Genomic DNA, 24289 nt, shown 5'->3' on the forward strand with positions numbered 1-24289 from the left:
AATGAGGTGAAATATGAGGTTTAAATGTTGTTTAATTCTCAAAAAAGCCACCATTATTTGTCTACTCTTATATAATTACTCTTTAGGTTTCGGGGAGTTGTGCAAAGAAGTAGGCGTTTGATATCGATTTCTGCGCTTACCTGATATGCGTATTGTACAAATATTAGTTTTTCAATAGCCAATTTGTGACATTGTTCAATTTTTTCTGGATTTTTGCCCAGTATTGGCGCACAATACGCGACTCTTATTTATCGAGGCCCATGCTTGTGGTTGCTGTTGCAGAACCGTTATATAGCCAAAGGGGCCCCGTTTTGTGTATGATTATCTTATTGGGATCCCAATGCAAGAATCTGTTACAGAATTTCGCCAGTTAGAACTGGCCGACACACTATTATCCGCACTAGATAAAATGGGCTTCGTTGCGCCTACACCTATTCAGGCGGCGTCAATTCCTCTACTACTAACTGGTACTGATGCTTTGGGTAAAGCTCAAACAGGTACTGGTAAAACAGCTGCGTTCTCTCTTCCTTTATTGAACAAGCTAAAATTATCTCAGCATAAGCCTCAAGCAATTGTTATGGCTCCAACTCGTGAGCTAGCGATTCAGGTTGCTGCTGAAGTTAAAACTTTGGGTCAAAACATCCAAGGTCTTAAAGTATTAGAAATCTACGGTGGTGCATCTATCGTAGATCAAATGCGTGCACTTAAAAATGGTGCTCACATCGTTGTTGGTACTCCTGGCCGTGTTAAAGACCTAATCACTCGTGATCGTCTACACCTAGATGAAGTTCATACTTTCGTGCTTGATGAAGCTGACGAAATGCTAAAAATGGGCTTTGTTGACGATGTAACATGGATCATGGAACAAGCTCCAGAGACAGCACAGCGCGTTCTATTCTCTGCGACAATGCCTCCAATCGTTAAAGAAATCGTTGATCGTTTCCTACGTAACCCAGCTCGTATCGACGTTGCTGGTGAAAACCGTACTGTTGCTAAAGTTGATCAGCAGTTCTGGGTTGTTAAAGGCGTAGAGAAAGATGAAGCTATGATGCGTCTTCTTGAAACAGAAGATACTGACGCTTCAATCGTATTTGTACGTACACGTCAAGATACTGAACGTCTAGCTGATTGGCTATGTGCTCGTGGCTTTAAAGCTGCTGCTCTACACGGCGATATCCCTCAGTCTCTACGTGAGCGTACTGTTGAACACATCAAACGTGGTGTTATCGATATCCTAGTAGCAACTGACGTTGTTGCTCGTGGTCTTGATGTGCCTCGTATTACTCACGTATTCAACTACGATATCCCATTTGATGTAGAATCTTACATTCACCGTATCGGTCGTACTGGCCGTGCTGGTCGTGAAGGTAAAGCGATTCTATTGGTTCGCACTAACCAAATTCGTATGCTACGTACAATTGAGCGTGTAACAAAATCTCGTATGGAAGAAATTCAACTTCCTCTACGTGATGCTGTTGCTGAAGCTCGTCTAAACCGTCTAGCAAAAGAACTTGAAGCACAAAAAGAGCAGAGCAGTGTTGAAGCATTCGTTGAGCTTGTAGAAAAACTACAAGAATCAATTGAAGTGGATGCAGCAACTCTAGCAGCAATGCTTCTTCAGCGTCAGCAAGGTAACCGTCCTCTGTTCTACAAAGGTCCAGACCCAATGATCGCTGCTCTTGAGCGTGATAAGCAACGTCGAGACCGTCGTGGTAATGACCGTGATCGTGGCGAACGTGGTGAGCGCGGTGAACGTCGCGAGCGTCGTACTTTTAACGCTGCAGATTGGGATACTTACCAGCTACAAGTTGGTCGTGAGCAAGGTATTCAGGTTAAAGATGTTGTAGGTGCAATTGCTAACGAATTAGGTCTAAACAAAGACTTCATCGGTGCAATCAAACTTGCTCCTGAGCACACTTATGTTCAGCTTCCTAAGAAGATGACAGCAGAAGTTGCAGCTCAGCTTAAGAAACTACGTATTCGTCAGAACGAAGTGAAAGCTGTTGTTGTTGATGGTGAAGTTCTACGTGAACACCGTCGTGGCGGTCGTGATGGTAATCGCGATGGCAACCGTGGTGGTTACCGTGGCAACCGCGATGGTAATCGTGATGGCAACCGTGAAGGTGGTCGTGGTCGTCGTGATGGCGAGCGTCGTTTCGACCGTAACCGTGGTGGTGATAACCGTGGTACTTACCGTGGTGAGCGTAATCACGGTGGCGATCGCAATAACAGTAATGGTGGTGAGCGTCGTCGCTCTGATCGTAAGCCTCGCTTCGAATCATAATCAACCCCATTTGATGATTGCTAAAATCTAAATGAAAGCCAAGATGTAATGTCTTGGCTTTTTTTATTAATTGTATTTTTATTGTGTTTACCTAAACTTCCTCGCTTCTCGCTTCTCGCTTCTCGCTTCTCGCTTCTCGCTTCTCGCTTCTCGCTTCTCGCTTCTCGCTTCTCGCTCATTTGTTAAATATTATCATTTATTGAGCTCTATTTGTTTCATTTTGCATTTTAAGTATTTAGCCAATTTATTAAGATTAAGTTTGAATTAACTTGATATTCAATACTTTAAAAAGAATTTGTTGTTTTTGAGTATTGAGTTTTGTCATAAAACATGGCAATTTGTCATACAAATAACAAGGGAATAATAGTAATGACAAACGAACAATTTTTTCAGCAGATTCTTGATTATGCCGATGTAAAAATAAATGGCGACCGCCCTTGGGATATCCAAATTTTAGATGATGCTGTTTATGACCGAGTACTTGAACATGGTTCGCTTGGTTTTGGTGAGAGCTATATGGATGGCTTGTGGACTTGTGATGCTATTGATGAAATGATTTCCCGAGTTCTACATGCTCATATAGAAGAAAAGTTAGGTATTGCGACAAAATTAAAAGTGGGTTTTAAAGCAGGTAAAGCTAAATTAAAACACTTATTTAACGCACAGAGTATTGAGCGTTCAAGTCAAGATGTCCCTTTTCATTATGACTTAGGAAATGATCTGTTTGAAGCTATGCTTGATAAACGTATGACGTATACTTGTGCCTATTGGCAAGGTAAGCATGGCGCTGAGTATTTAGATGAAGCACAAGAGGCTAAATTAGATCTTGTCTGCCGAAAAATGGGATTAGAGCCTGGAATGCGTGTGCTGGATATTGGCTGTGGCTGGGGAAGTTTTATGACCTATGCCGCAGAAAAGTATGGTGTGATTTGTGATGGCTTGACCCTATCTAAAGAACAAGCAGCACTAGGTCAACAGCGCGCTAATAACAAAAATCTTCCTGTGAACTTTATTTTGCAAGATTATCGCTTATATACAACAGAACAGCCTTATGATCGTATTGTTTCCATCGGAATGATGGAGCATGTAGGCCCTGATAATTATCACGACTATTTCAAAGCAGCATTTTCACTACTAAAAGAAGATGGAATTTTCTTACTTCATACTATCGGCAGCCCTGAATCGAAATCAGAAGCTGATGCTTGGATTCATAAGTATATTTTCCCTAATGGGGTGATTCCATCTATGTGTCAGATTGGTGCTGCGGCCGAAGATTATTTTAATATAGAAGATGTTCATAATATTGGCCCTGATTACGATACTACGTTGATGGCTTGGTGTGAAAAGTTTGAACAAGCTTGGCCAACGCTTGCTGATAAGTATGGTGAGAAGTTCCATCGGATGTGGCGTTACTATTTACTCTCTTGTGCAGGTGCATTCCGTTGCCGAGATCTTAATGTTTGGCAATTTGGTTTAACTAAAAAAGGGGCGGAATTACCACATTCTGTTCGTGCCGCTTAATCTTATCCTATAAATGGTAAGAATCGATAAAGAAAGCTCCCAACTAATGGTTTAGCTGGGAGCTTTTTTAGTCACTTATTTTAATCATTAAGCCGTTTAATAATAAGAGGTTTTATTTACCTGCAATATTTAAACGAGAAAAACGGATTGTTGGCGCATAAAAATCGTGTTCATCGTCAGCATGCAGAACATTACTCATAACATCAATTTCTTTGATCATCTGATAAAAGTTACCTGCAACGGTAATGCCACGAACGGGCTGAAGGCGTTGCCCATCTCGACATAAGAAACCACTGGCACCAAATGAAAAATCACCGCTGACAGCATCAGCACCAGAGTGAACCCCCTGCAGATCGACTAATTCTAAGTACTCGCCAGCTGTTACATCACTCTCAGTCGCTGTGCCTGTAGAAATAACGGTGTGATTACCACCTACACTTAATCCACCTTTTGCTGAACGTGAAGCGTGCGCTGTATTAGATATACCAAAATAGCTTGCAGTATGGCTATTATGAAGCATGCTTTGTAACTCACCATTACCAATAAGCACAGTATCTTGACTAGCAAAACCTTCGCTATCAAAGCTTCCAATAGCAAAGCCACCTGGCATATAGACTTTATCGGTAAGTGTAAGCTGGGTGCTAGCAACTTGGCTATGCAAAGCATCTCGCCATGGATTGATTCCCTTCATGGCAGATACTCCAGAGAAACATAAGCCAAAAGCGCCGAATAAACTGCTTAATGCATTATGTTCAAAAATAACCGAGTAAGCTTTTGTTGCAATCGGGGTTCCATCAGCTAACGCTTTCGCCATTTCATACCCATGCTCAATACAATGAGTTGGGTCAAGATCGCTAAATTTACGGCCTAAAGACATTGCTCCATACATAGATTGCTTATCATCACACTCATATAACGTGTATGCGTAGCAATAGGTTGAGCGAGACTTTTGATAACATTGAGTACCTTGAGTATTTGCGATAAGTATTTGGCTCTCTGATTCTGCAAATCCATTGTAGGGAGCCCCTTTAGCGTTAGGTTTTGCAACGACTCCGCGCTCTAGACTGAGTGCTAAATCAATTTTTTGATCAGCATTGCCATCATCTGCCTGATAAATTTCAGCAATATCTGTAGTAATTCGGCTGTTTAAACAGCTGATTTTTTGATGTTCATCAATCTGAGAATATTGCGCATTTAATAGGGCATTCTCAACCATGATATTGAGGCTTTGAGGCTCTAAAGATTCAGAGTAACTGGTTGCAACACGTTGATCTTTAACAACACGAACACCAATTACTTGGCCTGAAGTGACTTTATATTCGTCCAGTTCACCATTGTTGGCTTTTAGCGAGAAGTTGTTACTGCAACTGGCGATAACATCGGCTTCTGCTCCACGTTTTTGTGCTTCGTTTAAGACAAAATCGATCGCTTGCTGTAATTGAGTTTGATCGGCCATTAGTTACCTCCACCAACAAGAATATTATCTACTTTTAATGTTGCTTGACCTACAGTAGTTGGCACAGAACCACTGACTGAACCGCACATACCTGCTGCCAATTCAAAATCACTTCCGACCATACTGATCTCTTTTAGTACCTTAGGACCTGTACTGATAAGCGTGGCAGATTTAAGTGGTTTAGTGATTTTGCCATTTTCAATGAGATAAGCTTCTTGTACTGAGAAGTTAAATTCTCCTGTGCCTGGCTGAACCGAACCGCCGCCCATTTTTTTCGCGTAGATACCACGTTCTACACCGGCAAGCATTTCGTCTAAGCTTGAGTTACCTGGTTCAATAAAGGTATTACGCATACGAGAGGTTGGGGCATATTTGTATGATTCTCGGCGACCAGAACCTGTAGATGCATAACCTGTTTTAAGACCGCCCATCTTATCGACCATAAAGCCGGTAAGTTGGCCTTCTTTAATCAATTGAGTGCGTTGTGTTTCTACGCCTTCATCATCGATATTGATTGAGCCCCACTCGTTGACTAGAGTGCCATCATCAACGGCATTTACTGCAGAATTTGCAATCATTTCGCCCATTTTATCGTGGAATACCGAGGCTTTTTTCGCGACAGAGGTGGTCTCAAGCAAGTGGCCACAGGCTTCGTGGAAAATAACGCCACCAAAACCATTACCGATGATGACAGGCATCTCACCAGATGGACAAGCATCAGCAAACAGTTTAACCATCGCTTGTTTAGCAACATCTTGGCCTAACTGTTCCGGATCTACTTTATGATGGAATTCCCAGCCTGTAAGTGCTCCAGGAGCTTCGTAACCGCTTGATTGCTCTGTGCCATTTTGAGCAATAGCGTTGGCAGATAGGCGGGTGTAGTGACGAATGTCATTGATATGCAGACCTTCGGAGTTGAAAATCTCTACTTTTTGTTCTCGACTACCAATGCCTGCCACTAATTGCGAGATTTTTTCATGTTCATTACGTGCAGCGTTATCAATTTTACGTAAAAAAGCTATTTTTTCCGCTAGATTTGGATCTCCACTAAGAGGGAGTTCGCAATGATGGCGACTCTCATAACGGCGTAAATCAAATGATATTGGAGCGACAATACGTTCACGTTTATCTTTCGCAGCCAGTAAGCTTGTTACACGCTTTAATTCTTCTTCGTCAGTGCTATTGGTATAACCGTAAAGGACTTTAAGCCCAAAAAACAGACGAATACCGATACCGAAGTCGATACCTGAGTTAACACGATCAATATCGCCTGAGATAAGTTGGACTGAGCTCGATTGATGATGCTCGACAAACAATTCGGCAAAATCCGCCCCTAAGAAGAGTGCGTGATCGATAACCGCTTTGGCTGTTGTAGAATTTAGCATAGAGTCTCCTTTGCTAATGACGAGATCGTTCAGCAATCAATAACAGCAAGTCAGTGAACGATTTTAATTGAGACAACCTATCACAATTTAAGATTGGACTGACTTATCATTGTGATAGGTTTATTAGATGACTTGGGTGGTTAATTTGTATGCATTAAGCTGCTGTTACTATTGAGCATAGGATATTTTCTAGCTCATCCCAAGGTAGAATTTCTTTATCAATGACTTCAAGGCGTGATTCAAACCCTTCTAATGAGAGTTCATTAACAGTCACTATACGGTTAACAACATTGAAGGCATAACACCCTTTATCTGTATTAACAACGGCCTTTACACGCTCGGCATTAATATTAGAAAGAAGCGAAAACAGCTTTGAAAAGTCGAATAATTGTTCAGCCGCAAAGAACCATCCACAGCTATGATAGCCTTGGCCCTGATTTTCTTTACGAATAAACTGCTGTCCAGGAGCGAGTTCAAATTCAGGGAGGGGAGCTAACTCTGCATTATCATCATTGTGATGGTGGTGATGGCTATGGCTTGCTTCTCGTTGCAGTCTTTCTACATCTAGCCATGCCGGGTCAAGTTTGCCATTCTCAACATGAGCAAGCAGCGCTTTCTGCGGTTCTGCTTTTGCAAGAGTCTCTTCAAACAAAAACAGATCATAGTCATCACATTGGTCAATTTTATTGGCAACGACGATATCTGCTAATGCAAGTTGGTCTTGGAAGTTCTCGTTTTCGGTATAGATTGACTCCGAGAAATGACGAGGGTCGACTAACGTGATGGTTGCTCTTAAATCAATATAGTTCTTATAGGTGTCAGAAGTGAGTTTGTTAATTACTTCTTTTGGATGACCAAGACCTGTTGGTTCAAGTAATAATCGGTCAGGTTTTTGTGCTAATAGAGCATTAATACCAACCGACATAGGCAGGCCCGCAACACAACACATACAACCACCCGGTACTTCTTTAATTATCGCACCTTGTTGTTCCATCATTGCGCCATCAACACCGACGTTACCGAATTCATTGATAAGAACAGCCCATTTCTCATTTTCTGGCTTACGCGCCAACAGGGATAATATTGCGGTTGTTTTACCAGCGCCTAAAAAGCCAGTAATAATATTGGTAGGTATGCGTTTCATGCGGTTCCATTTCTCCATTAGCGTTAGACGCAGTTGACCTAGTGTACGTGACCTATTCTGACCATGCTAGTTTAGGACTAGAATTGTTTTTGGTTTGGTTAAAAAAAATCCGAGTTTATTACCCATACCCGTTTTTTTCGGTACAATCGATATATTATTTTGTATATAACGATTAACAAGGATAGACCCTATGATTTATTTTTCTGAACAAGAATTAGATGCTCTGTTATTAGAAGATATTTACCGTGGGGATGTAACAACACGAGGCTTAAATCTTTCTCATCAAGAGGCTACGATGGTGTTTCGTCGAAAACATTCTGGCGTTGTCGCGGGAATAGATGTATCAGTACGATTATTACAAAAATTAGGTTTAACGGCTTATAGCTACGCAAAAGATGGCGATATTGTCGATACTGGATTGACACTAATTGAAGCTAAAGGGTCTGCTGATAAATTGCATCAAGGTTGGAAAGTTGTGCAGTTGGTTATGGAATGGTGTTGTGGTGTAGCTCAATATACACATGCGTTAGTCACTCAGGCAAAAGTCATTAATCCAAATGCCATTATTGCATGTACCCGTAAAAGTATCCCTGGAACCCGAAAATTAGCAACTTTAGCGGTATTAGCAGGTGGTGGGCATATTCATCGTGCAGGGATCAGTGAAACCGTTTTAGTTTTTACTAATCATCGACGATTATTAACAGAACCTAATAATTACGCCAAACAGGTTCAATTGCTGCGTCAATCTGCGCCTGAGAATAAAATCACCATAGAAGCTGATTCTTTAGCGGACGTTGTGCCTATTATTAGTGCAAAACCTGACATTATTCAGCTTGATAAATTTAGCATAGAAGATGTGAACCGAGCTCTAGAACTGGTGAATAGCGCAACACAATCAATCACATTATCAGTCGCTGGCGGGGTAAACATCCATAATATTGAGCAGTTTGCCTCAACAGGGGTTAATCTATTTATTACCTCTGCACCATATTATGCTCAGCCTACCGATATTAAAGTTATCATCACGGCCAATAGTCTAGAAACAAATTAAATTTTCTTAATACCATCAAAATTAAAAGAAAAGATGTATAATAACAATAATTGAACGCTGATTTTTATTGGTGATAAACGGCTCTGATGTCAAGTTTTTTATGATCTTTAAAGATGCGGTCTATGCAACAGTCTGTTTTTTTTAATCACCAATAAAATCAGATAAAATAAGCGAGATATCAAAGAGGTATCTCGTTTGTTGGTAGCAAACTTACTTAGGGATGTAGACCTGATTATACGTAAAAATAAAAGAATACTACTATTAATTCTTAACGCATTTAAAATCTGAGAAGTTGATGTTGATGATATTACGAAAAAATAACTGGGGTCTATGGTGTCACTAGAGCAAACTACCGCGACAACTGCATCTTTACCTCATGAGCTAATTGCTTGTGAAGAGTGTGGGTTGGTTGTCGATATTCCAGATATTAAAGATGGTCAAAAAGCAACATGTCCAAGATGTGGGCATACATTGCTAAAGAAAATTAACAACCCATACCATAAACCTATTGCTTATGGCATTGCTTGTTTGATCATGTTGGTTTTGAGTGTGTCTTTTCCTTTTATGTCATTCAGTGTACAAGGATTAACCCACGAGATTACTTTAGCCAATGCCGCTGAAATGTTAAGGCATTTTGATAACGGTATTCTTTCCGCTCTTTTTATGGGGTTTGTTTTGGTTTTGCCTGCATTTTATGTTTTGGCAATCATGTACCTAAATTATCAAGCAGCTAAAATACATCAAGGTCATTATGACGTTAAGAATATTGAAACGATAAAAAGTTTATGTCGCATTATTTTTAAGATTGAACCTTGGACGATGGTTGATGTATTCCTGATTGGTGTATTAGTGAGTTTGGTAAAAATTGCCGCACTAGCTGATGTGGGATTAGGCAGTTCTTTCTGGGCATTTTGTGCTTATACCATTCTTTTTGTGAAGTGCGTGTCCCTAATTGATCGAACTTGGCTTTGGGATCAATTTATCCCAATGACTCATATAGCAGGAGTTAAGCCTGGTGATGATCACTCAACACATAATCATGTTGCATGTCATACTTGTAATCAATTAAACCCAATGCCAACAACAAAACATGCTAAGTGTTTACGTTGCGATAGCCGACTTCATGTATTTGATCCTCGAATGAATTTGCAACGAGCTTGGGCTTTTTTGATTGCATCTATCGTTTTTTATATTCCAGCCAATTTATATCCGATGATGTACACCGTAAGTTTAGGTCAGAAAGACGGATCAACAATCATGGGAGGGGTAGCCCTGTTATGGCACTTAGGCTCTTATCCTGTCGCTGCGGTAATATTCTTTGCCAGCATAATGATTCCAATGGCAAAAATGTTTGCGCTAATGTGGCTGTATTATAGTGCTTCAAAAAAACCGGATTGCTCTCAACGTGATGCCATTCAGCATTTAAAACTCTATCGTATAACCGAGCTCATTGGCCGTTGGTCGATGATTGATATATTCGTTGTATCAATCTTAGTCGCGTTAGTGCAATTACAAAACCTAATGGCGATATTACCGGGTCCAGCAGCACTTTCTTTTGCTGCAGTTGTCGTCTTTACTATGTTATCTGCAATGACGTTTGACCCAAGAGTGTTCTGGTCAAATACCGACCTCAAATCTTCAGCTGATGGTAAAGCATCTGCTGCTATTAACTAATTAATCGTAATGTCTAATTTTAACGAGAACCCCAATATGAGTGATAATAAGCCAACTCAGGCTGAGGTGAAGAACCTAAAACAGGTTTCTGCCATTTGGATTATTCCAATTGTTGCCTTAGCCATTGGTATATGGATGCTGGCGCAATATATTACCAGTAAAGGCCCTGAGATAACGTTAAGAATGCCTACAGCTGAAGGAATTGAAGTTGGCAAAACTCAGATTAAGTCTTTAAATGTTAAAGTTGGCGTTGTCACCAATATCCAACTAAGTGATGACTACAGTTATATCACTGTTACTGCCCGTATGAATAAAGATGCTGAGCGTATGCTTCGTGATGATACGTTATTCTGGGTCGTAAAACCTCGTATTGGTAAAGAAGGCATTTCAGGACTAGATACTTTGCTATCTGGTTCTTATATTGAGCTGCAACCGGGTAAATCTGATATTAAAAAGCATAATTTTAAAGTATTAGATGTACCACCGATTGCGCCACCTGATGCAAAAGGGCTACGTGTCGTATTAACCAATAAAGAAGCAGGCAAATTGAGTGTCGGTGATCCTGTACTTTATGAAGGTTTTACGGTTGGACGTGTTGAACAAGTATCGTTTAATACCAACACTAAGTTAGCAAACTATCATCTATTTATTTTCCAACCATACGATAGCCTAATTCAGACAACCACAAAGTTCTGGTTAGCTTCTGGTGTTGATTTCCAAATGAGTGCGTCTGGTATTAACGTAAAGATTGGTTCATTAGAATCACTAATTACTGGTGGTGTAAGTTTTGGTCTTCCTGATGGCGTAAGTTCAGGTGAGAAAGTAACAACACAAAATGAAAAATATCGTCTATACGACAATATGAAGCAAGTAACTGAAGGTATGTACGATCAGTATTTGCCTTATGTCATGCTATTTAAAGAGTCTATTCGAGGTCTTCAGCCTGGTGCTCCTGTTGAATATCGCGGTGTTCGTATTGGTACAGTTGAAAAAGTTCCATTTAAACTGCCTACCAATAAGCACGGTTTCTCCAATAAGATGATTCCAATCTTAGTGCATATTGAATTAGGTCGAATTACACAGCTTGGTGGTCATGAAACTCTTGAAGGGCTAAAAGCCGACTTGCAAAAAGAGTTTAAGACAGGTTTACGAGCAACATTAAAAACCGGTAGCTTAATTACAGGTGCGCTGTTTATTGATCTTAATGTTGATCCTGATGAGAAAGCACCAAAGCTTCAATCGTTTGATGGCTATGATATCTTCCCAACTAAAGCGGGTGGATTTGCCGAAGTTCAGAAACAAGTAACTGACCTGTTGAAGAAATTGAATAACTTACCGGTTGAAAAAACAGTGAATTCTTTGAACAGCACGCTAGCTGCGACTGAAAAAACATTGCAGTCAGCAGAGCGTGTTACTGCAGATCTTGATCGTTTACTGAAACAAAAAGATACGCAGCAGCTTCCGGCAGATATTCGCCAGAGCTTAAAAGAGATTCAGCACACATTAAACAGCTATGGACCAAATGGTGCTCCATATCAAAATCTGGAAGGGGCATTAAACCAGTTCCAAGATGTGATGCAAGAACTTCAACCTGTACTAAAACAAATCAATAAAAAGCCAAACTCATTGATTTTTGGTGGTGATAAAACGGCAGATCCAATTCCTGCTGGAGGTAAATAATAATGAAAAAATGGTTAGCAGTTGCAGCGTTATTTTTAGCAGGGTGTAGTAGTGCACCTGAAACCAATACGTATTTACTTCCTGCAGCGCCACAAACGACGATGAGCCATGTTAACGTGAGTAAACCTATGCTGGTGGTAAGACCGGTTGAGATGGCTTCTCATCTTAATGGTTCTGGATTGGTTTATCAGGTATCTGATACCAAGGTTGTGGAAGCACAAAATAACCTATGGGCTGAAGCAATCAATAAGCAGTTAACTCGTCGTATTACTGATGATCTACGAAATAAACAAAACAAGTTTTGGCCAACTCAGTTAACACCAACACTTGATATTGCAGGCGCGACACGCTTACAAGTTCGTATTGATCAGTTTAATGGTACTTATAATGGTATCGCCGATGTTGCCGGAGAATGGATGGTGATGAATGCTAATGGTGAACTAGAAAGTGTTCATCCATTTGAATTTAAAGTGCCATTAGCTGAACCTGGTTATAATGCTCAGGTGCTAGCGTTATCAAAAGGTGTTGATGAGTTAACATCTCAAATAGCGCAGCAGATTAAGTAATACGTTATTGTTTAAGCAAAAGGAGCCTCAGTTAGGCTCCTTTTTTTATCTGTATTATTGAAAGCTTAATACAATATATTGTTATCGTTAATATGAATATCTTTCATTGGCAATATCCTTAAAACGCTACCAATAAAGTATAAAATCTATTTTCTATATGTTATGTATATAACAAAAGAAATACTATGTTATTAATCTATACCTTTGTGATTTTGGGGGTGAGGTTTAGTTAGAATAGTTTGTTTTACTACTAGGTAACGGTTTGAAGCGTAAGAAGCGCTAGATAAAAAAATCGAGTATATGCTGATAAGGGAAGTAAAATGAAGATAGCTCAATATATGGTGAAGCTACTTAGTGAGGCTGGCGTTAAGCGTATTTGGGGAGTTACAGGCGATTCATTAAATGGAATCAGTGATAGTTTACGAGCCGATGGTACGATAGAGTGGATTGGTACCCGCCATGAAGAAGTTGCTGCATTTGCTGCTGGCGCAGAAGCTGAATTAACAGGTGAATTGGCGGTTTGTGCCGGTTCTTGTGGGCCAGGTAATATGCATCTTATTAATGGACTATATAACTGCTACCGTAATAAAGTGCCAGTACTTGCGATCGCTTCAGATATTCCATCTTCAGAAATTGGTACTCACTATTTTCAAGAAACTGATCCTACTCGACTGTTTAAAGAGTGTAGTGTTTTCTGCGAAAAATTAACGACTCCTGAGCAGATGCCTCAACTTATGGAAACCGCGATGCGCCAAGCTATTTTAAAGCGGGGTGTGAGTGTTATTGTGGTCCCAGGGGATGTAGCATTACTCGACATGCCGAAAAACACCGCAATAAAATGGCAGCGTCCAACTTTACCGCTAACAATGCCGATAATCTCTGATCTTAATCAGTGTGCTGAAATACTAAATCAGTCAGTAAAAACGGTATTATTTTGTGGGGCCGGAACAAAAGATTCTCATAAACAAGTCATCGAGCTTGCCGAAAAACTAAAAGCGCCAATTGTACATGCGCTACGAGGCAAAGAGCATATTGAATATGATAATCCTTTTGATGTTGGTATGACGGGATTAATCGGTTTTTCATCTGGTTATCATGCGATGGAAAACGCAGATGTTGTTATTTTAGTTGGTACAAGTTTTCCATTTAGACCTTTTTATCCTAAAGGGGCTAAAATCGTTCAGATTGATAATGATTCTAGTGCGATTGGGCGACATACCCAGATTGATTTAGGTATTGTGGCAGATGTTCAACCGACCTTATCGGCATTGTTACCATTATTAGATGAAAATCATAATACTGAGTTTCTTAATAAATGTGTTGAACACTATCAAAAGACACGAAAGGAGCTTGATAATCTGGCTGAAGTTAAACCTAAGAGTGCCTTAATTCACCCACAAACACTATCAAAAGTCATCAGTGAAAAAGCACATCAAGATGCTGTATTTACTTGTGATGTTGGTACGCCAACACTGTGGGCTGCCCGTTATCTGAAAATGAATGGTCATCGTCGCTTACTGGGATCTTTTAATCATGGTTCGATGGCGAATGCAATGGCTCAAGCTATTGGTGCTCAAGCTGTAGATAAGGACCGCCAAGTTATCGCTATGTGTGGTGATGGTGGATTCTCAATGCTTATGGGTGATTTGTTAACGTTAGCGCCGTATCAATTACCGGTAAAAATTGTAATTCTTAATAACAGTGCTCTTGGTTTTGTTGATATGGAAATGAAAGCGGCGGGTTTTGTTTCTAATGCGACAGATCTCCATAACCCAAGTTTTGCAGCCATCGCTAATGCTTGTGGTATTAAAGGTATTAAGGTTTCAGGGCCTAAGAAATTAAATGAAGCCGTTGATGAACTCTTAGCTCATCAAGGTCCTGCTTTACTGGAAGTCATTACGGATAAACATGAGCTTAGCATGCCTCCTAAAATTCAGTTAGCTCAAGAAAAAGGCTTTGCTATTTATATGTTGAAAGCGTTATTTAATGGTTATGGCGATGAGCTGGTAGAAGTAGCTAAGACCAATTTATTGCGCTAAATATTAGAAGATACGGACTAATAACAAAGCTGGGTAACATGAATTATCCAGCTTTTTATAGTATCAATAAGCGTTTTATCGTTACCAGAGGTTCTTAATCTCTGCTAAGTGGTTTGGTAGATCTTGAGGCTTCTCACAGCATACTTGTTCCATGACTTGTTGAAGCTGCTTTTTCAACATATTCATCGCATGGTTGCCGCCGTTATGACCTAAAGCTCCTACGGTATACATAAAACTACGGCCTAAGAAGGTAAAATCCATTCCAGCAGCCATAGTGCAGGCAATATCTGAGCCTTCTCTAATACCACTATCCATCATAATGGTCGTTTTGCCTTTGCAAGCATTAAGTATTTCAATACCTTTATTTATGGTTGAAGGACCAGCATCAAGCTGACGTCCTCCATGGTTAGATACGATAATGCCATCAAGTCCTAAGTGAATTGCTTTTTCTGCATCCTCAACAGTGGATAACCCTTTTAGAACTAGATTACCGTCCCATTTATCTCGTAGTTTTTGTACTTTTTCTTCACTTAAGCGTCCATTAAATGTTTTATCCATAAATAACGCTAAATGATGCATATTCATGGAGCCTGGCATGTATTTAGTTAACGTCCTAAATTCAGGCTTACCTTTTATCAATGTTTCTAAAGCCCACTCTGGTGAGGCCATGATTTGTAATATATTCGGAATGGTCATTTTAGGAGGCATTGCTAGACCATTTTTAATTTCTTTTGGGCGATAGGCGAATGTTGGAACATCAGATAAAAGTACTAAGGTTTTGACTCCCGCTGCTTTACAACGAGCTAGTAAGTCATCGGTAATAGCATCATCGGCAGGGTGATATAACTGAAACCACATTTTACCTTCGGTAATTTCGGCAATCGTTTCTATTGGAGCGGTTGAAACTGTACTTAAAATAAAAGGAACATTATGGTCGAAAGCGGCTTTAGCTAAAATTTCAGGTGCTTGTGGCCAAATTAATCCTTGTAAGCCAATAGGGCTAACACCAAATGGTGCGTCATAAGTTTCACCAAAAAGTTTCGTTTTTAATGATATTTCTTGATAATCACGGAGATAATAAGGAATAAGTTCTAATTTTCGGATGTCATCAGTATTACGTTTTAAGCCAATTTCGTTGTTACAACCACCATCAACATACTCAAAAGCAAATTTAGGTAAGCGACATTTTGCTTTTTTTCGGAGTAAATCGATAGAAGGATAGTTAGTGTTAAAATAGTCCTTCATTGTATAACCTTACATTTTATTATTGTTAATGGGTATTATTACCACTGGCTTCTGCTTAAGTAAATGCAAAATATTTGTATGAGGTGATAAAGAAATAAGTAACAAATTTGTCATTTTTTTTGAGGGTAAGAGGTGGGGTTTAGTCTATTTATTAATCGAGTCGAAAAAGTTTAAGAGTTAATTTTGCATTCATGGTAGGTTCATTTTTCAACCGCTATGATACATTCAAGCTTGAAAAAGATGGATAGGAACCCCATCTATGAGTTATAAGAGAAAGAGATAACGAGAGCTGTTCGATGGAGAATGAGGCGTAGCAAGTTGGTTGATACGGTTAATCCTCATCACAGAATAGACAAGAGGGCTCAAAATGAGAAATCTTATTGCTGGTTTTATTGCCGTTGTTATTGGTATGTTTACCCTATTTTTCGCTGCGATTATGGGGCTATTCGTAAGTGTTGCTGCATTGATTACTAAGCCATTCTTAAAGCGTAAATTGGCTTACGCAGATTATGCATATCAAGAGCAAGGTTTTACCGATTCACGTTTTGGTGATGCTCGACAAGAAAAAACAAGTGCATCGTCAAATGTTATTGACGGTGAGTTTGAAGACATTACAGACCGTAAATAGTCGGCTATCGATTTAGTCCGATCGAATATAGAATTATTAACGCCAGCTTGAAAATATGTTTCGAGCTGGCGTTTTCGTATGTTCTAACCACTAACATTATAAATTTTAGCTTTAACCATATTTCGATATTGGCTCGGTGTGACCTTAAATACTTGCTTAAATCGTGTCGAAAAATGGTATGCGTCTTGATAGCCCACATGTTCGGCCACATCCTGTATTGATAACCCAAAATCACGCAACAATTGTTGAGCTGTATCCATTCTTATCCCCTGTAAGTACTGATGCGGGGTTTGCCCAACTTGATCTTTAAAACGGCGATTAAATGTACGTAGGGGGAGCCTACATGCATTGGCGATATCTGTAGCTGTTATTGATTCAGATAAATGACGTTTCATCCACTCTTGCGCTAAAGCTATTGATTCATCAAATTGAGCTTGTCCCCCAATTTGATAGAAGGGCTGTTGACCAGACTTACTGATTTCGTGGCCGTAGTGAGTTTCGATTGTCGTCGCAATTTTCTGACCATAATATTTTTCAATAATATATAGGATCATTTCAGTTTGAGAGTTAATTGATCCTGTGCAATATAAGCCATTTGCTGCCGTAATAGAGGCTTGACGATTTAATTTAATTTTTGGATATCGTTGACTGAATTTATCATAAAAATACCAGTGGGTTGTGGCGACTTGATCGTTTAATAATCCAGTTTCTGCCAGCCACACAACAGACGTTCCTGTCGCCATCAATTGGCTACCATTTTGATATTGTTTGATTAACCACTCCGTTAATCCTGGAGTATTGTGAATCGCAGACAATGGATTGCCCCACATAGGCGGTAAGATCACAAGATCAAATTGTTCTTCATCATTAAAGGTAACATCCGGTTCAATTCTGATCCCAGCTGTTAATTTAGGCGAAGTTAAGGTTGGTGCGACTATTTTCAAACTAAAAGGGGACTCTTTCTGTAAACGTCTTTCCCGCAACGTCGATGCGCTAGAGAGCATTTCAGCAGCTAGAGATATACCTGTAATGAGTGCTCGATGATAAAGCACAAAACCGACTCGCATTGTTCTATCTCACTTTATAAATTGATGATTAGATATTCAATCACATTTAAGTGGCATTATTTTCAGTGTTTTTGGCATAAATTCAAGGTGTGCTAAGCAATAAACTTGTTATTCTGATATTAGAACAGTGTATTGAAAGATTTTTCAGGAAGTGATGTATGGCAAAGTTACCGTTAATCGTTGGATTTGGCGGCATTAATGCGGCGGGTCGTAGTTCTGGGTTTCACAGCTATAAACGAATGTTAGCAGATGTGTTACCCCAAGAGACTATGGCATCAACATGGCAAGATCTTGCGATTCGTATGGGACTGAGCGATACCGGTTGTGATGTTTCAGATGAAATTATTGCGGCGATTAAAGCGGGTACTTTGGTTCGTCGAATCGATTCATTCGATCCTGATGCGTTGCTGTATCAATATAAAGCGAATTTAGAAACAGAATCTGAAGCGATTACTTTTACTCTGCGCAAATCAAAATTACCGACTCAAATCCCAGATAACTGGCTGGTTGAGGAGCAAGGTAGCAAAGTAAAGATTACCGTAACGGGCAGTATTGATGCATTACTTGAAGATCGCGTAACTTTTCCTGTATCGAGTGGTGGTAATATTCCAGCAGGTTTTGACCCTGGCAAATTATATAACTCACGTTTTCACCCTCGTGGTTTGAAGTTGACCGTATATGGCGCTTCAGACGCTTTAAACTCACTTGGGTTTGAATGGAATCAAGTGCTAGAACATGTTAAACCTGATGAAATTTCGGTATATGCAGGCAGTGGTTTGGCGCAAGTTGATGATCAGTCATTGGCGGGGATGATTGCCGCGCATTTAACAGGTGGACGAGTTAGCTCAAAAATGATGGCTTTGTCTCTTGCTGAAATGCCTGCTGACTTTATTAATGGTTATGTGATTAATAGTGTTGGTACCACGGGCACAAATATGGGTGCCTGTGCCACTTTCCTATACAACCTTCGTCAGGGTATGTACGACATTCAACACGGTAAATCAAAAGTCGTTATTGTGGGTAATGCCGAAGCACCTGTTGCGCCTGAAGTTATGGAAGGTTTCCGTGTTATGGGCGCTTTAGCCGAGGATGAACAGCTAAAAGCACTTGATAACAGTGATTGTGTTGATAACAGTCGTGCTTGTCGTCCGTTTTCGACTAATGCTGGATTTACCATGGCTGAAGCATCGCAGTTTGTGGTGTTAATGGATGATGAATTAGCACTAGAGTTAGGGGCTAATATTTACGGTTCTGTTGCTGATGTATTTGTTAACGCTGATGCTAATAAGAAATCTATTTCGGCACCAGGTGTGGGCAACTATGTAACGGTGGCTAAAGCCGCAGCACTTGCTAAAGCCATTTTGGGCGCAGAAGGCGTTAAGCAAACCTATGTGCAATCTCATGGTACGGGTACACCACAGAACCGTGTAACCGAAAGTCATATTTTAAATGAAGTGGCGAAAACTTTTGCGATAGATAAATGGCCTGTAGCGGCGATCAAGTCTTATGTAGGTCATTCAATGAGTGCAGCGGCAGGGGATCAGCTTATCGCATCTTTAGGCGTGTGGCAGTATGGTTGGATTCCTGGTATTACTACGATCGATCATATTGCAGATGATGTTCATCAATCCAATCTTGAGATTTTAACTTCGCATAAATTTGCAGGAGAGCAGGGCGAAGCATATAAGGCTGTTGTATTAAATGCCAAAGGCTTTGGTGGTAATAACGCAACTGGTCTGGTGCTTTCTCCTCAGCAAACTCTTGAGATGTTAACGGTGAAATACGGTCAAGAATGTATCGACTCTTATAAAACAAGAAATACGCCAGTTGCTCAAATTGCAAAGCAAAACGATCTTGCTGCATGCCAAGGCCAAGAAACGATTCGCTACGATTTTGGTTCAGAAGTTATGGACGGCGATTCTGTTGAAATGGATCAGCAAAGCTTAAAATTATCTGCTTTTGCACAAGCAATTGATTTACCAACAGTAAACCCATTTGCTGAGTACAGTAAATAAGAGATTTATTGAGTTGCGAGATAGCGTGAGTTGGTAAATATTAGTTTAATATAGAGCTTATTGAGTATAAAAATGCCGCTACTTATAGAAAAGTTAGCGGCATTTTTTTATTTAAATGAATTTAGGTATAAGTCGTTTATTACTTAATAGAACCTAATTTTGCTTTGTTTTGAATCGCTTTACGAAGACGAGCACGACGTTCTGCCGATGATTTATCTTCATTTGGATTATTCGTACGACCACGGCGATCGCGGAACGAAGCTTTAGTATTCATTTTCTCGAGTAGGGCATCACGGCTCTTTGGCTCATAACCTACTAATTGTACGCGGTGAATACGCTGACCAATCAAACGCTCTATTTGGATCAGTGTTAGCTCTTCTTCACGGCTTACAAATGATACCGCATGGCCTTGTTGACCTGCACGACCGGTACGGCCAATACGGTGAACATAGTCCTCAGCAAGAAATGGCATGTCGTAGTTCACTACATGTGGCAAACCTTGAATATCCAAGCCACGAGCAGCGACTTCGGTTGCAACCATTACGCGAGCTTTGCCTTCTTTAAACTCTTTAAGAGCACGACGACGGGCACCTTGCGCTTTATCACCATGACAAAGAACGGCTTTAATACCGTCTAGTTCAAGCTCTTCTACTAGCTGGTTTGCGGTTTCTTTGTAGTTAACAAAAACCAGTACTTGCTGCCAGTTTTTCTTACCAATTAGCTCCGATAGCATTTCACGCTTGCGTTCTTCATCAACCGGATAAACAACGTGCGCAACGGTCTCTGCGGTTGAGTTTTCAGGTGTTACAGAAATACGTTTAGGTTTGTTTAGTAGCTCTCCTGCTAACTTATTCATTTGAGATGAGAAAGTTGCAGAGAACAGCATGATTTGAGGCGTAGAGTTAACGTTACTTAAAATTGTACGGATCGCGCTAATAAAGCCCATATCCAGCATACGGTCAGCTTCATCAAATACTAAAAATTCAATGTTCGACAGCAGTACATTTTGTAACTCTAAATGCTCAAGTAAACGACCTGGGGTAGCAACTAAGATATCGCAGCCTGATTCAAGCTTTTTCTCTTGAGTCGCAATTTTACGACCACCAAAAACAGCCACTGTCGTTAAGTCAGTATAACGGGTGTAGTCTTTAATATTATTAGCAATTTGCTCAACTAGCTCACGTGTAGGCGCTAAGATCAGTGCGCGAACGTTCATACGAGAGCGAGGCTGAGGGTTATCCAGCATTTTCTGAATAATTGGTAATGAAAATGCGGCTGTTTTACCAGTACCTGTTTGTGCATTCGCTAATACATCGTGACCACGACGAAGTTGAGGAATGGCTTGCTTTTGAATTGGAGTCAGCTTTTCATAGCCGATCTCTGTTAATGCTTTTACCAGCTCTTGAGAGAAGCCTTGGGCAGAAAATGACATAATGGTTTCCTAATATCTGGCCTATGTCTATTACATTCATAACCGAACCATCTTTATGATGCATATCGTTTATGGATGTAGTCGACAGGAGAATAAAAACGGTCGCACATTATAGAGGATCCTAGCTCGTTTTAACAAAGAAAGTTAAAGCTCTATAACAAGTATTTATTTACAAGGTGAATTAAGTAAGGTCTAATGATTCAAAACAATAATGAACGGTGTGCATTTTGTCTTTTTTGTAGTCAAAAAAATGTCGTTTTGTGTTTTTGTGCTTTCATTTTAAACCTTGTCTTGTAGAATCTGACAATAAATTTACATATTTCTGATGTTGTTATGAATAAAGCCTTTCTTTTTTTACTCTGCGGTTTATTGCCGAGCTACGCGGTTGCGTTTAATCCAAGCCCTTTTATCGATAATTTGGTTTCGTGTAAAGGGAAAGGTTATACACAGTGTATTGATAACTCTGGTAGTGAAGCGGAAGTGAGTATCAGAAAGGTTGATCTTAACAAAGATGATATCGACGAAATTATTATTGAGATCCACGGCAGCTCAGTTGAATTTGGTATGGCTGGTGGTTATGTTCAGGTGCTAAAACGAGTGAGTCGTTACCACTATCGGATCATCAATTCATTGGCTGCGTACAGTTGTAATGTACTTGATAAAAAAACAAATGGTTATTTTGATCTTAACTTTTCAGGACCAGGCCTTAATGTTCCCTATGAATGGTACTGGAATGGAGCGACTTACGCAGCTAGATAGTAAAGTCTAACTATGAGCTAATTTGAAAAAGAGGAAGCCAATAGATGACTCCCTCCAACAACATCAAAAAATTAGCGCTTATTGCGTAGGTAACGCTTACGGCGCTCTTCTTTATTCTTTGCTTTTTCTTCTGCTTTACGTTCAGCTTCTACTGCAACGTCGATAAGCTCTTGAGTGATCATCTCAGGGCGTTCCATCGTGATCTTACCCAAAGTACCATTACGCAGCTCATTGATCAGAATTTCTGATACTTTATGAAGATCGACACGACCGCCACCTTGTAAACAGCCTCGGTTACGACCAATCTCTTCTAATAACTCAATTTCAGAATCAGGAAGCTCATCATCTAGGTTGTAGCGTGCTTTTAGTAAGTCAGGGTAGGCTTGAGCTAAATACTCTACAGTAAAGAAAGCAACGTCGATATAATCCATTGCCGTATCTTTAACTGCGCCTGTTGCAGCCAAACGGAAGCCACTGTGCGGGTTTTCAACTTTAGGCCATAAGATTCCTGGAGTATCTGATAGCACAATACCATTTTGCAGATTAATACGTTGCTGCTGGCGAGTAACTGCTGGCTGGTTACCTGTTACCGCCACTTTACGGCCCGCTAATGTATTGATGATGGTTGATTTACCCACATTAGGGATACCCATGATCATGGTGCGAATATTTTTGCCCATCTCTTCACGATGAGGAACAAGCTTACGACAAAGCTCCATGATTTGATGAACTTCGTTGATATTGTCGGTTGTAATCGCAATCGCTTTAACGTTTTGCTCTTGTTCTAAGTGGTCAATCCAACGTTGAGTCATTTCAGGATCGGCCAGATCTCGCTTGTTTAGCACCTTAACAACAGGCTTTTCGTTCTTTTCACGAAATCTTTTGATCAACGGGTTTTCACTACTAAACGGAATTCGGGCATCAAGCACCTCGATGATCACATCTACTTTTGGTAGTGCTTCTTCAATCTCTTTACGCGCTTTGTGCATATGGCCCGGAAACCACTGGATAGTTTGGCTACTCATTTGATTCTTATACTCTTTATTTTTGTTAGTAGACCCATGGGGTAGATTGGGGTACTAAAACTTTTGTAAAGATAGCGGTGGACATCATTTTCTGTCCACTCTGGTAATGCTGCTATCTCTTACATACAAATACTTATCACTGAGTTTACCACAACTGATAGAGGATGCTTGCCCGTTAATGTATTTAGTCATTACAGCACCGTAAGTATGGTCAGTTACTGTTCGGTCCAGCTAAGGCCCGTATTCGACTGAGTACAAACGAGTGTGTAGAACGCAATGAATTCTAACATTCAGTATCAAGATAAAAGATCCCTTTAAATTGGGCATTTATTCATTTGTGAACTCTTCCTCAATTGTACTACGTAACCATGTAATCAGTGTTTACCTGTAGTTAATGACACCATATTATTTTGAGTAATAAATTCAGTCATTAATTAATCGATCTTAACGGATTCTAATCTACTAGGATCGCATTTCTATCTATGCGATCTTGGTATAATTTCCTCACTACTCTCAATATTACTTTGGTTCGAGTAAATGAAAATAAATAGTTACTTAAAAAAGATAGAACAAGGTCAACCAATTAATCTCGAACATTTTCAGCGATGTCTACCTTTTTCTGATAATAACGCCTGGAGAAAGATTTACCATTTTGTTCGAGTTCGTGATGGCTATCTGTTAACCATTGATGATATTGAAGCTCACAATGAATTGTATGTAGATAAGCCGAGTAATCGAGTTAGTGCCTCTAAATTAGGTCGCTCTCATGACTTTCAGACAAATTTCTCTCATCTATTGGTATTAAATCGTATTAATGATTCTCAGATTCCCTTCGTCGTTGTGTGTGATATTAATGGATTTAAGACGGAAGGTAAGCTTGTAGGCAAGCGAGCTATTCTAATTGAAAATATAGAGAATTTTTACAGATATCATGAGTTTATAGAGGCTCTTGGTCACTCAGGGTTGGTAGACGATAGTGATGTTATTTTTGGCTCTGGGAATCAAATATGCCATCACCTAAATATTTCGTTTCTATCAAATTATGAAGAAATCTATTGTGCTCAAGATGTTGAACTTGGCGGGCTGACTACATTTAAGACCTTAAAAAACGTATTACCGCAGTGTAAGTGGTTAGCTCCTATTGATTGGGAATCTTTCAAAGGTCGCTTTAAGTTAAAGCCTAAGAATAGTAGCCATCTTGCTAAAGCAATTAAACTCGCCAGAGAGCTAGATCTCAATACCGAGGCTGATTTAATGAACCAAACTCGTCATTTTATGGAGCAGGAAGCTTTTCTTTCTGTATTTAAACAGGATTAAT

The 24289-nt window shown here is 39.9% G+C and carries 18 protein-coding genes; 11 read left to right on the plus strand and 7 right to left on the minus strand.

The window, feature by feature from the left end; all coding sequences use genetic code 11:
• Positions 1 to 340 precede the first annotated feature (340 nt).
• Together CTN07_RS08415 and cfa are read left to right on the plus strand one after the other, a co-directional pair.
• Positions 341 to 2284 carry a DEAD/DEAH box helicase gene (locus tag CTN07_RS08415; RefSeq protein WP_005305562.1) on the plus strand — a complete coding sequence of 648 codons (1944 nt, stop codon included), beginning with the start codon at positions 341 to 343 and terminating at the stop codon, positions 2282 to 2284.
• Positions 2285 to 2653: 369 nt separating this feature from the next.
• Positions 2654 to 3805 carry a cyclopropane fatty acyl phospholipid synthase gene (gene cfa, locus CTN07_RS08420; protein WP_005305559.1) on the plus strand — a complete coding sequence of 384 codons (1152 nt, stop codon included), beginning with the start codon at positions 2654 to 2656 and terminating at the stop codon, positions 3803 to 3805.
• A 112-nt stretch (positions 3806 to 3917) separates the two neighbouring features.
• On the opposite strand, the gene CTN07_RS08425 is transcribed toward cfa, so the two are convergent.
• The 3 genes from CTN07_RS08425 to CTN07_RS08435 form a co-directional block, all read right to left on the minus strand.
• Positions 3918 to 5261 carry a TldD/PmbA family protein gene (locus CTN07_RS08425; protein ID WP_005305556.1) on the minus strand — a complete coding sequence of 448 codons (1344 nt, stop codon included), beginning with the start codon at positions 5259 to 5261 and terminating at the stop codon, positions 3918 to 3920.
• Complete coding sequence (locus CTN07_RS08430) at positions 5261 to 6646, minus strand: TldD/PmbA family protein (RefSeq protein WP_005305553.1); 1386 nt, start codon at positions 6644 to 6646, stop codon at positions 5261 to 5263. Before CTN07_RS08430 ends, CTN07_RS08425 begins: the two co-directional genes overlap by 1 nt.
• 154 nt (positions 6647 to 6800) lie before the next feature.
• Complete coding sequence (locus CTN07_RS08435) at positions 6801 to 7790, minus strand: CobW family GTP-binding protein (protein ID WP_005305551.1); 990 nt, start codon at positions 7788 to 7790, stop codon at positions 6801 to 6803.
• Positions 7791 to 7980: 190 nt separating this feature from the next.
• On the opposite strand from CTN07_RS08435, the gene modD reads away from it, so the two are divergent.
• The 5 genes from modD to poxB all read left to right on the plus strand — a co-directional run bounded on the left by modD (position 7981) and on the right by poxB (position 14800).
• Entirely contained in the window at positions 7981 to 8841 is an 861-nt protein-coding gene (gene modD / locus CTN07_RS08440) for a ModD protein (protein WP_005305548.1), read from the plus strand.
• A gap of 330 nt (positions 8842 to 9171) precedes the next feature.
• A complete protein-coding gene (locus CTN07_RS08445; protein WP_005305545.1) occupies positions 9172 to 10515 on the plus strand; it encodes a paraquat-inducible protein A in 1344 nt (447 codons plus the stop codon).
• Between the two features lie 36 nt (positions 10516 to 10551).
• Entirely contained in the window at positions 10552 to 12195 is a 1644-nt protein-coding gene (gene pqiB / locus CTN07_RS08450) for an intermembrane transport protein PqiB (RefSeq protein WP_036765769.1), read from the plus strand.
• Between the two features lie 2 nt (positions 12196 to 12197).
• Positions 12198 to 12761: a PqiC family protein gene (locus CTN07_RS08455; RefSeq protein WP_036765768.1), complete on the plus strand. Its 564-nt coding sequence runs from the start codon at positions 12198 to 12200 to the stop codon at positions 12759 to 12761.
• Between the two features lie 320 nt (positions 12762 to 13081).
• Positions 13082 to 14800 (plus strand): ubiquinone-dependent pyruvate dehydrogenase, encoded by a 1719-nt coding sequence (gene poxB / locus CTN07_RS08460; RefSeq protein WP_005305536.1) that lies wholly within the window; start codon positions 13082 to 13084, stop codon positions 14798 to 14800.
• Positions 14801 to 14881: 81 nt separating this feature from the next.
• Here the strand turns inward: poxB and CTN07_RS08465 are convergent, their stop codons facing one another.
• Positions 14882 to 16045 (minus strand): alpha-hydroxy acid oxidase, encoded by a 1164-nt coding sequence (locus CTN07_RS08465; protein WP_005305533.1) that lies wholly within the window; start codon positions 16043 to 16045, stop codon positions 14882 to 14884.
• Between the two features lie 367 nt (positions 16046 to 16412).
• On the opposite strand from CTN07_RS08465, the gene CTN07_RS08470 reads away from it, so the two are divergent.
• Complete coding sequence (locus tag CTN07_RS08470; RefSeq protein ID WP_005305530.1) at positions 16413 to 16673, plus strand: hypothetical protein; 261 nt, start codon at positions 16413 to 16415, stop codon at positions 16671 to 16673.
• An 83-nt stretch (positions 16674 to 16756) separates the two neighbouring features.
• On the opposite strand, the gene CTN07_RS08475 is transcribed toward CTN07_RS08470, so the two are convergent.
• Entirely contained in the window at positions 16757 to 17740 is a 984-nt protein-coding gene (locus tag CTN07_RS08475; protein ID WP_005305527.1) for a GlxA family transcriptional regulator, read from the minus strand.
• Between the two features lie 158 nt (positions 17741 to 17898).
• On the opposite strand from CTN07_RS08475, the gene CTN07_RS08480 reads away from it, so the two are divergent.
• Positions 17899 to 19755: a beta-ketoacyl synthase gene (locus CTN07_RS08480; protein WP_005305524.1), complete on the plus strand. Its 1857-nt coding sequence runs from the start codon at positions 17899 to 17901 to the stop codon at positions 19753 to 19755.
• A gap of 139 nt (positions 19756 to 19894) precedes the next feature.
• Here CTN07_RS08480 and CTN07_RS08485 read toward each other — a convergent pair whose 3' ends face one another.
• Positions 19895 to 21187: a DEAD/DEAH box helicase gene (locus tag CTN07_RS08485; RefSeq protein ID WP_005305522.1), complete on the minus strand. Its 1293-nt coding sequence runs from the start codon at positions 21185 to 21187 to the stop codon at positions 19895 to 19897.
• Positions 21188 to 21520: 333 nt separating this feature from the next.
• Between CTN07_RS08485 and CTN07_RS08490 the strand changes: the two genes are divergently transcribed.
• Positions 21521 to 21946, plus strand: a complete 426-nt coding sequence (locus CTN07_RS08490) for a hypothetical protein (RefSeq protein ID WP_036765767.1) — start codon at positions 21521 to 21523, stop codon at positions 21944 to 21946.
• A 71-nt stretch (positions 21947 to 22017) separates the two neighbouring features.
• Here the strand turns inward: CTN07_RS08490 and ylqF are convergent, their stop codons facing one another.
• Positions 22018 to 22971 (minus strand): ribosome biogenesis GTPase YlqF, encoded by a 954-nt coding sequence (gene ylqF, locus CTN07_RS08495; protein ID WP_036765765.1) that lies wholly within the window; start codon positions 22969 to 22971, stop codon positions 22018 to 22020.
• Positions 22972 to 23508: 537 nt separating this feature from the next.
• On the opposite strand from ylqF, the gene CTN07_RS08500 reads away from it, so the two are divergent.
• The gene (locus tag CTN07_RS08500; RefSeq protein WP_005305516.1) at positions 23509 to 24288 is read left to right on the plus strand and encodes a hypothetical protein; all 780 of its coding nucleotides are present in this window, start codon (positions 23509 to 23511) and stop codon (positions 24286 to 24288) included.
• Position 24289 lies beyond the last annotated feature (1 nt).

Source organism: Photobacterium damselae (assembly GCF_003026815.1).
GTDB classification, from domain to species: Bacteria; Pseudomonadota; Gammaproteobacteria; order Enterobacterales; family Vibrionaceae; genus Photobacterium; species Photobacterium damselae.

Excerpts from the sequence above, each read along its gene's own strand:
- CTN07_RS08425 (WP_005305556.1), bottom strand. The coding sequence starts at position 5,261 with ATGGCCGATCAAACTCAATTACAGCAAGCGATCGATTTTGTCTTAAAC.
- CTN07_RS08470 (WP_005305530.1), top strand. The coding sequence starts at position 16,413 with ATGAGAAATCTTATTGCTGGTTTTATTGCCGTTGTTATTGGTATGTTT.
- cfa (WP_005305559.1), top strand. The coding sequence starts at position 2,654 with ATGACAAACGAACAATTTTTTCAGCAGATTCTTGATTATGCCGATGTA.
- pqiB (WP_036765769.1), top strand. The coding sequence starts at position 10,552 with ATGAGTGATAATAAGCCAACTCAGGCTGAGGTGAAGAACCTAAAACAG.
- modD (WP_005305548.1), top strand. The coding sequence starts at position 7,981 with ATGATTTATTTTTCTGAACAAGAATTAGATGCTCTGTTATTAGAAGAT.
- CTN07_RS08480 (WP_005305524.1), top strand. The coding sequence starts at position 17,899 with ATGGCAAAGTTACCGTTAATCGTTGGATTTGGCGGCATTAATGCGGCG.
- CTN07_RS08435 (WP_005305551.1), bottom strand. The coding sequence starts at position 7,790 with ATGAAACGCATACCTACCAATATTATTACTGGCTTTTTAGGCGCTGGT.
- poxB (WP_005305536.1), top strand. The coding sequence starts at position 13,082 with ATGAAGATAGCTCAATATATGGTGAAGCTACTTAGTGAGGCTGGCGTT.
- CTN07_RS08455 (WP_036765768.1), top strand. The coding sequence starts at position 12,198 with ATGAAAAAATGGTTAGCAGTTGCAGCGTTATTTTTAGCAGGGTGTAGT.
- ylqF (WP_036765765.1), bottom strand. The coding sequence starts at position 22,971 with ATGAGTAGCCAAACTATCCAGTGGTTTCCGGGCCATATGCACAAAGCG.
- CTN07_RS08415 (WP_005305562.1), top strand. The coding sequence starts at position 341 with ATGCAAGAATCTGTTACAGAATTTCGCCAGTTAGAACTGGCCGACACA.
- CTN07_RS08500 (WP_005305516.1), top strand. The coding sequence starts at position 23,509 with ATGAAAATAAATAGTTACTTAAAAAAGATAGAACAAGGTCAACCAATT.
- CTN07_RS08485 (WP_005305522.1), bottom strand. The coding sequence starts at position 21,187 with ATGTCATTTTCTGCCCAAGGCTTCTCTCAAGAGCTGGTAAAAGCATTA.
- CTN07_RS08465 (WP_005305533.1), bottom strand. The coding sequence starts at position 16,045 with ATGAAGGACTATTTTAACACTAACTATCCTTCTATCGATTTACTCCGA.
- CTN07_RS08445 (WP_005305545.1), top strand. The coding sequence starts at position 9,172 with ATGGTGTCACTAGAGCAAACTACCGCGACAACTGCATCTTTACCTCAT.
- CTN07_RS08490 (WP_036765767.1), top strand. The coding sequence starts at position 21,521 with ATGAATAAAGCCTTTCTTTTTTTACTCTGCGGTTTATTGCCGAGCTAC.
- CTN07_RS08475 (WP_005305527.1), bottom strand. The coding sequence starts at position 17,740 with ATGCGAGTCGGTTTTGTGCTTTATCATCGAGCACTCATTACAGGTATA.
- CTN07_RS08430 (WP_005305553.1), bottom strand. The coding sequence starts at position 6,646 with ATGCTAAATTCTACAACAGCCAAAGCGGTTATCGATCACGCACTCTTC.